Below are 13580 nucleotides of genomic sequence, written 5' to 3' on the forward strand. Positions count from 1 at the left end.
GCGGCCGGCCCGAGGGCGGTCGTGCCGCGTGGGGTCAGGCGTCGCGGGCGGCGGGGGGTCCGGGGGTGACGGCGAAGCAGCGCGGCTCGTCCCAGCCCCGGGCGGCGAAGGCGGCGCGGACGGCGGCCACGGCGTCGTCGACGGCGTCCTCGGGCAGCAGCGCGATCGACGAGCCGCCGAACCCGCCCCCGGTCATCCGCGCGCCGAGCGCCCCGGCACCGGTCGCGGCCTCGACCGAGACGTCGAGCTCCTCGCACGAGACCTCGTAGTCGTCGCGCAGCGAGGCGTGCGAGGCCGCGAACAGCCGCCCGACCTCGGCGAGGTCCCCGTCCCGCAGCGCCGTCACGGCCTGGCGCACCCGGGCGATCTCGGTGACGACGTGCCGGGCGCGCCGCCGCAGCTCGTCGTCGGAGAGCCGGGCGAGCGCCTCCTCCAGCCCGTCGGCGGGCACGTCGCGCAGCGTGTCGACGCCCAGCTCGGCGGCGGCCCGCTCGCACGCCCGGCGGCGCTTCTCGTACTGCCCGTCGTTGAGGGCGTGCGCGGCCCGGGTGTCGGTGACGAGCAGGACGTGACCGGCGGCGGCGAGGTCGAACGGCACGTGCTCGGTGGCGCCGTCGCGGCAGTCCAGCAGCAGCGCCGACCCCTCGCGGCAGAGCAGCGCCGCGGACTGGTCCATGCCGCCGGTCGCCGCGCCGGCGACCTCGTTCTCGGCGCGCACGCACGCGTCGGCGAGCCGCGCCCGGGCCGCGTCGTCGTCCAGCAGCCCGAGGTCGAACAGGTCGCTCGCCGCGGCGCCCACCGCGCACTCCAGCGCCGCCGAGCTCGACAGCCCCGCCCCGAGCGGCACGTCGGAGTCGACCGTCACGTCCATCCCGCGCACCGCGTGCCCCGCCTCGCGCAGGGCCCACAGCACCCCCGCGACGTAGGCCGTCCAGCCCTGCGGACGCCCGGGCCCGACCTCGCCCAGCGGCACCTCCACGGTCTCGCCGGCCTGCACCGAGTGCAGCCGCAGCAGGTCGTCGTCGCGGACCGTGACCGCCGCGACCGTGCGCTGCCGCAACGCGATCGGCAGGACGAGCCCGGCGTTGTAGTCGGTGTGCTCGCCGATGAGGTTCACCCGCCCGGGAGCGGACCACACCCCGTCCGGGTCCGCGCCGAACGCGTCACGGTGGGTCGCGGAGGGGCTCGTCATGCGGGTGAGTCTAGGGACGGCGCTCAGGCACAATGGGGGCCATGCCCACCCCCACCCCCTCCGATGGCGCACGCCCCCGCATCCTCTCGGGGATGCAGCCGACGAGCGACTCGCTCCACCTCGGCAACTACCTCGGGGCGCTCGTCAACTGGGTGGGCCTGCAGGACGACTTCGACGCGTACTACTTCGTCGCCGACCTCCACGCGCTCACCGTCCCCACCGACCCCGAGGTGCTGCGGCACCGCACCCGCGTCACCGCGGCGCAGTTCATCGCCGCCGGCGTCGACCCCACCCGCAGCGCCGTCTTCTGCCAGAGCCACGTCACCGCCCACGCCGAGCTCGGGTGGCTGATGTCCTGCCTCACCTCCTTCGGCGAGGCCAGCCGGATGACGCAGTTCAAGGACAAGGTCGCCAAGGGCCAGAACGCCAACGTCGGGCTGTTCACCTACCCGATGCTCATGGCCGCCGACATCCTCATGTACGACGCCGCGTACGTGCCGGTGGGCGAGGACCAGCGTCAGCACCTGGAGATCACCCGCGACCTCGCCGAGCGGTTCAACGCCCGCTTCGGCGAGACCCTCACCGTGCCCGAGCCGTACATCCTCAAGGAGTCGGCGAAGATCATGGAGCTCACCGACCCGACGGCGAAGATGTCGGGCACGAACTCCCCGGACAAGGGCCTGCTGCTGCTGAGCGACGAGCCGAACCGGCTGCGCAAGAAGATCATGTCCGCCGTCACCGACACCGGCTCCGAGGTGCGCTTCGACCCGCAGGAGAAGGCCGGCGTCTCCAACCTCCTCGCCATCCACAGCGTGCTGTCCGGGACCGAGGTCGCCGACCTCGAGGCCGAGTTCGCGGGCCGCGGGTACGGCGACCTCAAGAAGGCCGTCGCCGAGGTCGTCCTCGCCGCCGTCGAGCCGTTCCGCTCCCGGATGGACGAGCTGCTCTCCGACCCCGCGGAGCTCGACCGGTACCTCGCGGACGGGGCCGAGCGGGCCGCCGTCGTCGCGGGGGCGACGATGACGAGGGTGCGCGACGCCGTCGGCCTGCTGCCGGCGGCCGGGCGCTGAGGGACCGCCGCCCATGCCGATCCACGGCGTCGCCGTCACCGTCCCCGAGCCCTGGGGCGCCGAGCTGCAGGCCGCCCGGGAGGAGTTCGGCGACCCGATGGCCGGCGCCATCCCGCCGCACGTCACGCTGCTGCCCCCCACCGCCGTCGAGCCGCACGAGATCGAGGCGTTCACCGAGCACCTGCGGGGCGTCTGCTCCGGCGTCGGGCCCTTCACGATGGTGCTCGGCGGCACCGGTACCTTCCGGCCCGTCTCGCCGGTCGTCTTCGTCCAGGTGAGCAGCGGCATCGCCGCGTGCGAGCTGCTCGAGTCGGCGGTGCGCTCCGGGCCGGTCCAGCGCACGCTGGACTTCCCGTACCACCCGCACGTCACGGTCGCCCACCACCTCGGCGACGACGAGCTGGACCGCGCCTTCGCCGACCTCGCGCAGTTCCGGTGCGAGTTCACCGTCGGGTCGGTCGAGCTCTACCACCACGACGCCGACGGCGTCTGGCGCGTCGTCGAGTCCTTCCCCCTCACCGGCGACGCCCGCGCCTGACCGTCGACGACGACCCCGGTGGCGGAGGGCGTGGGCCCCGGGTTCGCCCGTCGCAGGGCGCGACACCCCGGTTCGTCCGCGCCGGCGGGCTTCGTAACCGGGGGCTGAGTGACATTTCGGGGTGACCCCGAAATGTCACCAGCCCCGGGGTGGGCGGTGGGGGGTCGGGTGACGGGCTACCCTCGCCCCCATGCCTGACGTCGAGGGGTTCTGGGCCGTCGTGCCGGCCGGGGGTGCGGGGACGCGTCTGTGGCCGCTGAGCCGGGCCGGACGGCCGAAGTTCCTCCTCGACCTCACCGGCAGCGGGCGCACCCTGCTCCAGGCCACGGTCGACCGGCTCGAGCCGCTCACCGGCGGGCGGGTCGTCGTCGTCACCGGGGCCGCGCACGCCGCCGCCGTCCGCGAGCAGCTGCCCGGCCTCGACCCCGCCCGGGTGCTCGCCGAGCCGGCGCCGCGCGACTCGATGGCCGCCATCGGCCTGGCCGCGGCCGTCGTCGAGCGCGAGGACGCCGGCGCCGTCGTCGGCTCGTTCGCCGCCGACCACGTCATCCCCGACACCGGCGCCTTCCACACCGCGGTCCGCGAGGCGGTCGAGGTCGCGCGCGAGGGCCACCTCGTGACCCTCGGCGTCGAGCCGACCCATCCCGCCACCGGCTTCGGGTACATCCGCGCGGGGGATCCGCTCACCGGCGCCGCCACCGCGCGTCACGCGCTGGAGTTCGTCGAGAAGCCGGACGCCGCCCGGGCCGCCGCCTACCTCGAGGCCGGCGGCTACCGCTGGAACGCGGGGATGTTCGTCGTGCGGGCCACCGTGCTCCTGGACCTCCTGCACCGGTGGCACCCGGACCTCGCCGACGGCCTGCGCGCCATCGCCGCCGACCCCGCCCGGCTGGACGCGCTGTGGCCGGACCTGGAGAAGATCGCCATCGACCACGCCGTCGCCGAGCCCGCCGCGCAGGACGGGTGCGTCGTCGTCGTCCCGGCGCCCTTCGGCTGGGACGACGTCGGCGACTTCGCGAGCCTCGCCCCGCTGTTGCCGGACTCCGGCGGGCCGGTCACCGTCGTCGGCGACCCCGCGGACGTCACCGCGGTCGACGCCGGGGGGCTCGTCGTCGCGGCGGGCGGGCGGCGGGTGGCCGTCGTCGGGCTCGAGGACGTCGTCGTCGTCGACACCCCGGACGCCGTGCTCGTCACGACGCGGGCCCGGGCCCAGGACGTCAAGCGGGTCGTCGACGAGCTCCGGGCCGGCGGGCGCACGGACCTGGTCTGAGGCCCCGAACGGCCCGTCCTTGTCCGGTTCGCCCGCGCGCCGGAACCGTCCGGGACTACCGTGCGTCCCGACAGCGCGGGCCGACGGCTCGCGAGCACCACGTCGCCGCGCCGTGCCGGCGCCCGTCCTCCCGGGGGAGTCCACATGTCCTCGATGCTGCCGCCGTCCGAGCCGCCACGCTGGCCCGGCGGTCCGGGACCCTGGTCCTCGTTCCCGCAGACGCCGGACGAGCCCGCCGCGGCCGCACCGTCGGAGCCGGTCCCCGGCGCCCCCGGGACCGAGCCGACCGTCGTCGAGACCACCGGGGGCCAGGGCGGGCGCGGGCTCGTCTACGGCCTCGTCGGCGGTGGCGTGGCCGCCGCGCTGGCGCTGGGCGGCGCCGGCGTGTGGGCGTGGTCGGCGCTCGGCGGTGGCGGCGACCGCCCGGCCGTGGCCCTGCCCGCCTCGACGTTCTTCTACGCCGCCGTCGACCTCGACCCCGCGGCGGGGCAGAAGATCGAGGCGTTCCGGACCCTCAACAAGTTCCCCGCCTTCTCCGAGGCCGGCCTCGAGGACGACGGCGAGCTGTCCGGCGGGTTCTGGGACACCTTCTTCGACACCGAGGACTGCGCGAACTTCGACGCCGCGAAGGACGTCACGCCGTGGCTCGGGCAGCGGGCGGCGTTCGCGGGCGTCGCCCTCGACGACGACGTCGTGCCCGTCGGGGTCGTCCAGGTCACCGACCCCGCCGCCGCCCCGGCCGGCCTGCTCACGCTCAAGGCCTGCGACACCACCGGCGACGCGACGTCCGTCGACGGCGTGAAGCCGACCTGGGTCGTCCGCGACGGCTGGGCCTACGTCGGGAGGACCGAGAAGTCCGCGCGGGCGGTGGCGGACGCCGCGGCGTCCGGCACGACGCTGGCCGACTCCCCGGGCTTCACCTCGTGGATGGACAGCATCGGCGACCAGGGCGTGCTCACGCTGTGGGCGGCGCCCAAGCCCGGACAGAAGGCGACCGCGCTCCTGCGCAAGATCGGCTCCGACCCGCAGGTGGCCCGGCTGGGCGCCGCCGGCGAGCAGTTCGACACCTTTCAGGGCGGGGCGGCCACGCTGCGGTTCGCGGACGGCGGCCTGGAGATGTCCATCGCCACCGGGATGGAGCCCGGCGCCGGCGCGGTCGTGGGCACGGGGCTCGGCGACGCGATGTCCGACCTCCCCGACGACACCCTGGCCGCGGTGGGCCTGAGCACGGGCGAGGGCTGGTCGGCCGAGCTGGCCGACTCCATCGCCCAGCAGAGCGGCGGCGAGATCGACGCCCAGGCGTTCTACGACGCCCTCGGCGAGCAGACCGGCCTGTCGCTGCCGGGCGACCTCGACGCACTGCTCGGGAAGGGCGTCGTCGTCTCCCTCGGCGGCGACGTCGACCCGAGGCTGTTCTCCGGCCGGGGCGACCCGATGAAGGTCCCGGCCGCCGCGACGTTCACCGGCGAGCCGGCCGAGATCGAGCGGGTCCTCGGGAAGCTGGCCTCCCTCGACCCCTCCGCCGAGAAGGTCCTCGCGACCACCCGGGCCGGCGAGGACCGCGTCGTCGTGGGCCCGAACGGGGCGTACCGCAAGGCGGTCGCGGCCGGTGGCGGGCTCGGCGACGAGGACCGGTTCACCAAGGTCGTCCCGCACGCCGACGAGGCCGTCTTCGTCTTCTACCTCGACCTCGACGGCGCGGACAACTGGCTCGTCAACCTCGCGGCGGAGGACGACGAGGAGGCCGCGAAGAACCTCGAGCCGCTGTCGGCGGTCGGGATCTCCTCGTGGGTCGAGGACGACGACGTGCTGCGCACGACGGTCCGGGCCATGACCGACTGAGCCGGCGAGCGGGTCAGGCCACGTCCCGGCGCCGGTAGGCCACGGCGCCGGCACCGACGAGCGCCGCCGCCAGCGCGACGAGGACGGCGGCCTCCAGCGCGGCGAAGGTGCCCCCCGGCAGCTGGGACAGGTGCGCGAACGGCGAGGCGTCGACGAGCCCGGACGGCAGGCCCATCGTCGGCCCGAGCTCGCCGACGACGAACGCGACGAGCGCCACCCCCCACGTCGCCGGCGCGAGCCGGGCCGACGACCCGGCGAGGACGGCTCCGACGGCGACGAGCACCCAGACCGCCGGGAGGACGGCCAGGGCGGCACCGAGGGTGGGCCCGAACCCCGGCGCGGCGTCGCTGGAGCGCGGCCCGACGACGCCGACGACGGAGCCGAGCACGGCCATGAGCAGCGCGGGCAGGACGACCCCCGCGGCCACGTGTGCGCCGTACCAGCGGCCGCGGGCGGTCGGCGTGGCGAGGACCGCCTCCGCGAGCCCCGAGCGCTCGGCCGCCGCGAGCCGCAGGACCAGCCCGATGCCGGCCACGGCGGCCGCGAACCCCGCGAACTTCGTCTCGGTCGCGAGGTAGATGTCCTCGACCCCGCCCGCGCTGCCGCCCAGCTGCTCGAGCACCCGCTGGACCTCGCGGTTCTCGGTGAGGTCCCCGACGCTGCCGAGGAGGGAGCCGACGACCGCGCCGGCCACGAGCAGGCCGAGCACCCAGCCGGTGACGGTGCCCGTCGCGAGGCGCACGACGAGCCCGAGGGGACCGGAGAGCAGCGCGCCCGCCCGGCGGGGACCGCGGCGTGCCGGCAGCAGTCCGCCGCCCAGGTCGCGCCGGGCCAGGACGGCCACCGCCGCGACGGCACCGGCGACGAGGACGGCCACCCCGGGCAGCAGCAGCGCGACGCGGTCGGCGCCGTAGGGCTCGACCCGGCCCGCCCAGCCGAGCGGCGACAGCCACCCGAGGGCGTGCGCGGCCGAGGTGACCGGCACCGCGTCGCCGGCCGCCCGCAGCAGGTACCCCGCGCCGAGCGCCCCGAAGGCGAGGCCACCGGCGCCGCGGGTGGTCGAGGCGACCTGCACGGCGAGGGCCGCGACCCCCGTGCCGGCCAGGCCCGCGGTGGCCCAGGAGACGCCGAACGCCAGCGAGCCGCGGGGGTCCAGGCCCACGGCCGCCAGCCCGGCGCCCGCCAGCGCGCTCGCGGCGAGGACGGCGCCGACCGCGAGGACCAGCGCGGCCGCCAGGGGGGCCTGACGGCCGACGACCCCGGCCCCGAGCAGCTCGAGACGGCCCTCGTCCTCCTCGCTGCGGGTGTGCCGGCGGACGACGACGACCGCGAGCACCGAGGTGAGCAGCGCGCCCATGAGCACGGTCTTGAAGACGGCGAGGGCGTCGGCGGTCTGCGAGCCCAGCGGGCCGTAGAGGGCGACGACGGCCGGGTTGGCGACGAGGTCGGCCAGGGCGCCGGCGGCCGCGGCGTCGTCGGGGTAGACGGCCAGGGTGGCCCGGGCCGAGCCGACCGCCAGCACGACGAGCCCGGCCACGCTCACCGGCACGAGCACCCGGTCGCGGCGCCAGGCCAGCCGCAGCAGCTCGCCGGTGCCGGTGAGCCCCCGCAGGCGCGCGACCTCGCTCACCGGACGGCCCCGGCTCCGTCGGGCTCGTACCGGGCGAGGAAGAGCTCCTCGAGGGTCGGCGGCTGGACGGTGAGCCCGCCGACGCCGCGCCGCGACAGCTCGCCGACGAGGTCGCCGAGGTGCGCGGCGTCGACGGCGCAGGAGAGGTGGTCGCCCTCGAGGACGACGTCGGCGACACCGGGCCAGCCGGTGACCTCCGCGGCCGACGGCGCCCGCTCGAGCGTGGCGCGCACGCGGGTGCGGGTCAGCCGGCGCAGGTCCTCGAGGCTGCCGGAGTCGACGACCCGGCCGGAGCGCACGATGCTCACCCGGTCGCAGGCCCGCTCGACCTCGCTGAGGATGTGGCTGGAGAGCAGGACGGTGCGGCCGGCGGCCCGGGCGGCGTCCAGCTCCTCCTGGAACACCTGCTCCATGAGGGGGTCCAGGCCCGCGGTCGGCTCGTCGAGGACGAGCAGCGGGACGTCCGCGGCGAGAGCGGCCACGAGCGCGACCTTCTGCCGGTTGCCCTTGCTGTACGCCTTGCCCTTCTTCCGCTCGTCGAGGTCGAAGCGCTCGACGAGCCGGCGCCGCCGGTCCTCGTCCATCCCGCCGCGGAGCCGGCCCAGCAGGTCGATGGTCTCGCCGCCGGACAGCGTCGGCCACAGCACGACGTCGCCGGGGACGTAGGCGAGGAGGCGGTGCAGCGCGGTGGCGTCGCCCCACGGGTCGTGGCCGAGGACCGTCGTCGTGCCCGCGTCGGGGCGCAGCAGCCCGAGCAGGGCGCGCAGCGTCGTCGACTTGCCGGCGCCGTTCGGGCCGAGGAAGCCGTGCACCTCGCCCTCGGCCACGGTGAGGTCGAGGCCGTCGAGCGCGACGGTGGCGCCGAAGGTCTTGCGCAGGTCGCGGACGGTGATCGCGTCGCTCACGGCGAGGAGGCTACTCCGGCTTCACAGATTTGTGAATGTTGTAATGTCACGCGCATGACCCGCCCGGACGCCGACGACGTGCGCCCGCCCGCCGACGCCGTCGACCGGCTGGGTGCGGGGCTCGCGGCGGCCGGGCTGCCGCTCCAGCCCTCGCGGGTGTTCGCCGCGCTGCTGGCCACCGAGGACGGCCGCCTCACCTCCGCCGACCTCGTCACCCTGCTCGACGTCAGCCCGGCGGCGGTGTCCGGGGCGGTGCGCTACCTGGCCCAGGTGCGGATGATCCGCCGCGAGCGCGCCCGCGGGACCCGGCGCGACGTCTACGTCGTCCAGGACGACGCCTGGCACGACGTGCTCATGCAGAAGGACCAGATCTACGCACCGATCCTCGCCGCCCTCCTCGCCGCGCGGGACCGGGTGGGGGCCGGTACCCGGGCCGGGGAGCGGATGCAGCTGTCGGTGGAGTTCCTGGAGTTCATCAGCGCCGAGATGGACGGCATCGCGGCCCGCTGGGAGGAGCACAAGGCGCGGCGCTGACCCCGCGGCGGCCGGGCGTCCCCGCGTCCCGGTCCGGGCCGTGGTCGCCCGGCGGTAGACTCGTGCCTCTGATGAACGACGATGCCCTCCTCGCCGCGCTCGGCGAGCGCATCACCTCGCTGTCACCAGGACTCATCGACCTTCGACGGGACCTGCACGCCCACCCCGAGCTGTCCCGCGAGGAGACGCGCACGACCGAGAGCGTCGCCCGACGCCTCGACGCCGCCGGCGTCGCGGTCCGGATGCTGCCCGGGACCGGCGTCGTCGCCGACCTCGGGGCGCCCGAGCCCGCCTACCGCGTGGCCCTGCGCGCCGACATGGACGCCCTCCCCGTCCGGGAGCGCTCGGGCCTGGAGTACACCTCCACCGTCACCGGCGTCTGCCACGCCTGCGGCCACGACGTGCACACGACGGCGCTCGTCGGCGCCGTCCTCGCGCTCCAGACGGTCGACGCCGCGCTCGCCGAGCGGGGCATCGCGGTCCGGGCGGTCTTCCAGGCCGCCGAGGAGGTCATGCCCGGCGGCGCGCTCGACGCCATCACCGCCGGCGTCCTCGACGGGGTCGACTGCATCTTCGCCGTCCACTGCGACCCGAGCATCGACGTCGGCCAGGTCGGTCTGCGCGAGGGCGCGCTCACCGCGGCCGCCGACCAGATCCATGTCTCGCTGCACGGCCGCGGCGGCCACACCTCACGACCCCAGCTCACCGAGGACCTCGTCTTCGCCCTGGCCAAGGTCGTCACCGACGTCCCCGCCGCGCTCGGCCGCCGGCTCGACCCGCGCACCGGGGCCGCGCTCGTCTGGGGCACGGTGCAGGCGGGCCGCGTCGCCAACGTCATCCCGTCCACCGGCGACTGCCGCGGCACGCTGCGGATGCTCGACGCCGAGTCCTGGCTCACCGTCGGACCCCTGCTCGAGGAGATCGTCATGGGCGTCGTCCAGCCCTACGGCGTGCAGGCCAAGGTCGAGCGGCTCAAGGGCGTCCCCCCGGTCGTCAACACCGCCGACGGCATCTCCGCCCTGCGCCGCGCGGCGCTGGCCGGGCGGGTGACCCCCGTCCCGACCTCGCAGTCCCTCGGGGGCGAGGACTTCGCCTGGTACCTCGCGCACTGCACCGGGGCGATGGCCCGGCTCGGGACGCGCACCCCGGGCGGCCCGACCTACGACCTGCACCAGGGCGACCTCGTCGTCGACGAGCGGGCCGTCCCGCTCGGCGCCAGGCTGCTCGCCACCGCCGCCGTCGTCCGCGGCCTCGACGCCCTCCGCGTGGCCACCGAGGGGAGCCGGTCGTGAGCGGCCCCGCCGTCGACTGGGACGCGCTGCACGCCGAGGCCGTCCGGATGACCGAGCGCGCGTACTGCCCCTACAGCGAGTTCCCGGTGGGGGTCGCCGGGCTCGTCGACGACGGACGGGTCGTCGCCGGCTGCAACGTCGAGAACGCCGGCTACGGCGTGACCCTGTGCGCCGAGTGCGGCATGGTCTCGTCCTTGCACGCGACCGGCGGCGGGAGGCTCGTCGCCGTGTGGTGCGTCGACGGGCGGGGCGAGACCCTCATGCCCTGCGGCCGCTGCCGCCAGCTGCTCTGGGAGAACGGCACCCCGGACACCGTGCTGCGCACGCCCGAGGGCGACCTGCCGATGCGCGAGGTCCTGCCGCAGGCCTTCGGCCCCGAGGACCTCGTCACCCACCGTCCCTGACCTCGTCGACCCGGGCGGCCGCGGCGTGGGCCGGCTGCCATGATGGGCCGCGTGAGCGAAGCCTTCGACGCCGTGGACGTCATCAGCGCCAAGCGGGACCGCCGCGAGCTGTCCGACGACGAGATCCGCTGGGTGCTGGACGCCTACACCCGCGGGGCGGTCGCCGAGGAGCAGATGAGCGCGCTGGCCATGGCCGTCCTCCTCAACGGGATGACCCGGCGCGAGATCGCGACGTGGACGGCGGCGATGATCGCCAGCGGCGAGCGCATGGACTTCTCCGGTCTCAGCCGTCCCACCGCCGACAAGCACTCGACCGGCGGCGTGGGCGACAAGATCACCCTGCCGCTGGCCCCCCTCGTCGCCGTCTTCGACGTCGCGGTCCCGCAGCTGTCCGGCCGGGGCCTCGGGCACACCGGCGGCACGCTGGACAAGCTGGAGTCGATCCCGGGGTGGCAGGCGTCGCTGGACAACGACGCGCTCATGCGTCAGCTCGAGGACGTCGGCGCCGTCGTCTGCGCGGCGGGCTCGGGGCTCGCCCCGGCCGACAAGAAGCTCTACGCCCTGCGCGACGTCACCGGCACGGTCGAGTCCATCCCGCTCATCGCCTCCTCGATCATGAGCAAGAAGATCGCCGAGGGCACCGGCGCGCTCGTCCTCGACGTCAAGGTCGGCAGCGGCGCGTTCATGAAGACCCCCGAGGACGCCACCGAGCTCGCCCGCACCATGGTCGACCTCGGCACCGACGCCGGGGTGCGGACGGTCGCGCTCATCACCGACATGTCCACCCCGCTCGGCCTCACCGCGGGCAACGCCCTCGAGGTGCGCGAGTCCGTCGAGGTGCTCGCCGGCGGCGGGCCGGAGGACGTCGTCGAGCTCACCGTGCGACTGGCCGAGGAGATGCTCGCGGCCGCCGGGCGCGGGGGGCAGGACGTGCGCGCCGCGCTCACCGACGGGCGGGCCATGGACGTCTGGCGGCGGATGGTCGCCGCGCAGGGTGGCGACCCGGACGCGGAGCTGCCGACGGCGCGGCACACCGAGGAGGTCCTCGCCCCGGCCGACGGCGTCGTCACCGGCCTGGACGCCTACGCCGTCGGGGTCGCGGCGTGGCGGCTCGGCGCCGGCCGGGCCCGCAAGGAGGACCCGGTGCAGGCGGCCGCGGGCGTCGAGCTGCACGTCAGGCCCGGGGCGACGGTGCGGGCGGGGGAGCGCGTCATGACCCTGCACACCGACACCCCCGAGCGGTTCGAGCGGGCGAAGGCCGCGCTGGCGGACGCCCTCGCCGTCGGTCCCGAGGGGTCGCGTCCCGCCGCCGGCTCGGTCGTCATCGACCGCATCGCCTGACCCGGGTCACGGGCCGGGCACGCTCACGGGAGGGCCCGCCCGACGAGACGACGCCGCCCCCGCCGATGGCGGGGGCGGCGTCGGTGACGCTGGTGGCTCAGAACCAGTGGTTGCGTCCGCCGATCGCGCGGCCGGTGGACCCGAGGATCGCGAGGATCGCTCCGACGACGATGAGGATGATCCCGATCGTCGTGAGGATGGAGATGCCGGCCACGAGGCCGATGACGAGAAGGATTACTCCGAGGATGATCACGCTGGCTGCTCCTTTTGTCGATGCCTTGTCTAACCTACCCCGTCGGAGAGGGCGCGAACCCCATTACGCACGGCGGTTTGCCGCCGAAGGCGGGCGGGACGGCCGCTCGGGGTGGGCTCGGTAGGGTGCGCGGTGTGCTCGCCGAACCGCTGACCGCCTCCTCCCGACGGGTCGACGGGGGGCGCGGGCGATGACCCCGCCGAGCGCCGAGGTCGTCCGCCGGGCCCCCAAGGCGCTGCTGCACGACCACCTCGACGGGGGGCTGCGGCCGGCCACGGTCGTCGAGCTCGCGCGGGACTGCGGCTACGAGGGCCTGCCGACCACCGACGCCGCCGCGCTCGGCACCTGGTTCCGCGACGCCGCCGACTCCGGGTCGCTGGAGCGCTACCTCGAGACGTTCTCGCACACCGTGGCCGTCATGCAGACCGAGGAGCAGCTGGCCCGGGTCGCGCGCGAGTGCACCCTCGACCTCGCCGCCGACGGGGTCGTGTACGCGGAGTCGCGCTTCGCCCCCGAGCTGCACATCGAGCGGGGGCTCACGCTGCCGCAGGTCGTCGAGGCCGTCCTCGCGGGGTGCCGCGCCGGGGAGGCCGAGGCGGCCGCCGCCGGGACGCCGATCCGGGTCCGCTCGCTGCTCACGGCCATGCGGCACGCGGCGAACGGCCGGGAGATCGCCGAGCTCGCCGTCGCCTACCGGGACCGCGGCGTCGCCGGCTTCGACATCGCCGGCGCCGAGGCCGGCTTCCCGCCCACCCGCCACCTCGACGCCTTCGAGTACCTGCGCCGCGAGAACGCGCACTTCACCATCCACGCCGGCGAGGCCTTCGGGCTGCCGAGCATCTGGGAGGCGCTGCAGTGGTGCGGCGCCGACCGGCTGGGACACGGCGTGCGGATCGTCGACGACGTGGACACCGGCGGTGACGCCCCGCGGCTCGGGCTGCTCGCGGCCTACGTCCGCGACCGCCGCATCCCGCTGGAGATGTGCCCGAGCTCGAACGTGCAGACCGGCGCCGCGGCGTCCGTCGCCGGGCACCCGATCACGCTGCTCAAGGACCTGCGTTTCCGGGTGACGGTCAACACCGACAACCGGCTGATGTCCGGGACGTCGATGACCCGGGAGATGCAGCTGCTCGTCGACGAGGCCGGCTGGAGCCTGGAGGACCTGCGCTGGGTGACGATCAACGCGCTGAAGTCCGCGTTCCTCCCCTTCGACGAGCGGCTCGAGCTCATCGACCACGTCGTCAAGCCCGGCTACGCCGCCCTCGGCGCCTGACCGTCCCACAGCGCGGCCCGGCCCGCGCACTCGTCG

The 13580-nt window shown here is 75.8% G+C and carries 13 protein-coding genes; 9 read left to right on the top strand and 4 right to left on the bottom strand.

Going from position 1 to position 13580, the window contains the following annotated elements; translation table 11 throughout:
* Positions 1–34: 34 nt before the first annotated feature.
* Positions 35–1192: a galactokinase gene (gene galK, locus EPD83_RS01345; protein WP_128365113.1), complete on the bottom strand. Its 1158-nt coding sequence runs from the start codon at positions 1190–1192 to the stop codon at positions 35–37.
* A gap of 41 nt (positions 1193–1233) precedes the next feature.
* Between galK and trpS the strand changes: the two genes are divergently transcribed.
* The 4 genes from trpS to EPD83_RS01365 all read left to right on the top strand — a co-directional run bounded on the left by trpS (position 1234) and on the right by EPD83_RS01365 (position 5912).
* Positions 1234–2262, top strand: coding sequence for a tryptophan--tRNA ligase (gene trpS, locus EPD83_RS01350; RefSeq protein WP_407676007.1), 1029 nt, complete (start codon positions 1234–1236; stop codon positions 2260–2262).
* 13 nt (positions 2263–2275) lie between these two features.
* A complete protein-coding gene (locus EPD83_RS01355; protein WP_128365110.1) occupies positions 2276–2800 on the top strand; it encodes a 2'-5' RNA ligase family protein in 525 nt (174 codons plus the stop codon).
* 190 nt (positions 2801–2990) lie between these two features.
* On the top strand, positions 2991–4070 hold the full coding sequence (locus EPD83_RS01360) for a mannose-1-phosphate guanylyltransferase (protein WP_128365108.1): 1080 nt from the start codon (positions 2991–2993) through the stop codon (positions 4068–4070).
* 144 nt (positions 4071–4214) lie between these two features.
* Positions 4215–5912 carry a DUF3352 domain-containing protein gene (locus EPD83_RS01365; RefSeq protein WP_128365107.1) on the top strand — a complete coding sequence of 566 codons (1698 nt, stop codon included), beginning with the start codon at positions 4215–4217 and terminating at the stop codon, positions 5910–5912.
* 13 nt (positions 5913–5925) lie between these two features.
* Here EPD83_RS01365 and EPD83_RS01370 read toward each other — a convergent pair whose 3' ends face one another.
* Positions 5926–7542: an ABC transporter permease gene (locus EPD83_RS01370; RefSeq protein WP_128365105.1), complete on the bottom strand. Its 1617-nt coding sequence runs from the start codon at positions 7540–7542 to the stop codon at positions 5926–5928.
* On the bottom strand, positions 7539–8447 hold the full coding sequence (locus EPD83_RS01375) for an ABC transporter ATP-binding protein (protein WP_128365103.1): 909 nt from the start codon (positions 8445–8447) through the stop codon (positions 7539–7541). Before EPD83_RS01375 ends, EPD83_RS01370 begins: the two co-directional genes overlap by 4 nt.
* A gap of 54 nt (positions 8448–8501) precedes the next feature.
* On the opposite strand from EPD83_RS01375, the gene EPD83_RS01380 reads away from it, so the two are divergent.
* The 4 genes from EPD83_RS01380 (at position 8502) to EPD83_RS01395 (ending at position 12018) form a co-directional block, all read left to right on the top strand.
* Positions 8502–8981 carry a MarR family transcriptional regulator gene (locus tag EPD83_RS01380; protein ID WP_128365102.1) on the top strand — a complete coding sequence of 160 codons (480 nt, stop codon included), beginning with the start codon at positions 8502–8504 and terminating at the stop codon, positions 8979–8981.
* Between the two features lie 71 nt (positions 8982–9052).
* The gene (locus EPD83_RS01385; protein WP_128365100.1) at positions 9053–10273 is read left to right on the top strand and encodes an amidohydrolase; all 1221 of its coding nucleotides are present in this window, start codon (positions 9053–9055) and stop codon (positions 10271–10273) included.
* Positions 10270–10677: a cytidine deaminase gene (locus EPD83_RS01390; RefSeq protein ID WP_128365099.1), complete on the top strand. Its 408-nt coding sequence runs from the start codon at positions 10270–10272 to the stop codon at positions 10675–10677. Before EPD83_RS01385 ends, EPD83_RS01390 begins: the two co-directional genes overlap by 4 nt.
* A 51-nt stretch (positions 10678–10728) precedes the next feature.
* Positions 10729–12018: a thymidine phosphorylase gene (locus EPD83_RS01395; protein WP_128365097.1), complete on the top strand. Its 1290-nt coding sequence runs from the start codon at positions 10729–10731 to the stop codon at positions 12016–12018.
* Positions 12019–12115: 97 nt separating this feature from the next.
* Here the strand turns inward: EPD83_RS01395 and EPD83_RS01400 are convergent, their stop codons facing one another.
* Positions 12116–12271 carry a DUF6131 family protein gene (locus EPD83_RS01400; RefSeq protein ID WP_164896047.1) on the bottom strand — a complete coding sequence of 52 codons (156 nt, stop codon included), beginning with the start codon at positions 12269–12271 and terminating at the stop codon, positions 12116–12118.
* Positions 12272–12461: 190 nt separating this feature from the next.
* Here EPD83_RS01400 and EPD83_RS01405 point away from each other — a divergent pair, with 190 nt between their 5' ends.
* The gene (locus EPD83_RS01405) at positions 12462–13544 is read left to right on the top strand and encodes an adenosine deaminase (protein WP_128365096.1); all 1083 of its coding nucleotides are present in this window, start codon (positions 12462–12464) and stop codon (positions 13542–13544) included.
* Positions 13545–13580 lie beyond the last annotated feature (36 nt).

The organism is Phycicoccus flavus, assembly GCF_004025965.2.
In the GTDB taxonomy this organism is placed as follows: Bacteria; Actinomycetota; Actinomycetes; order Actinomycetales; family Dermatophilaceae; genus Phycicoccus; species Phycicoccus flavus.

Bases quoted from the DNA above. Each gene is read 5' to 3' on its own strand.
- EPD83_RS01360 (WP_128365108.1), top strand. From the start codon at position 2,991: ATGCCTGACGTCGAGGGGTTCTGGGCCGTCGTGCCGGCCGGGGGTGCG.
- trpS (WP_407676007.1), top strand. From the start codon at position 1,234: ATGCCCACCCCCACCCCCTCCGATGGCGCACGCCCCCGCATCCTCTCG.
- EPD83_RS01405 (WP_128365096.1), top strand. From the start codon at position 12,462: ATGACCCCGCCGAGCGCCGAGGTCGTCCGCCGGGCCCCCAAGGCGCTG.
- galK (WP_128365113.1), bottom strand. From the start codon at position 1,192: ATGACGAGCCCCTCCGCGACCCACCGTGACGCGTTCGGCGCGGACCCG.
- EPD83_RS01355 (WP_128365110.1), top strand. From the start codon at position 2,276: ATGCCGATCCACGGCGTCGCCGTCACCGTCCCCGAGCCCTGGGGCGCC.
- EPD83_RS01365 (WP_128365107.1), top strand. From the start codon at position 4,215: ATGTCCTCGATGCTGCCGCCGTCCGAGCCGCCACGCTGGCCCGGCGGT.
- EPD83_RS01380 (WP_128365102.1), top strand. From the start codon at position 8,502: ATGACCCGCCCGGACGCCGACGACGTGCGCCCGCCCGCCGACGCCGTC.
- EPD83_RS01385 (WP_128365100.1), top strand. From the start codon at position 9,053: ATGAACGACGATGCCCTCCTCGCCGCGCTCGGCGAGCGCATCACCTCG.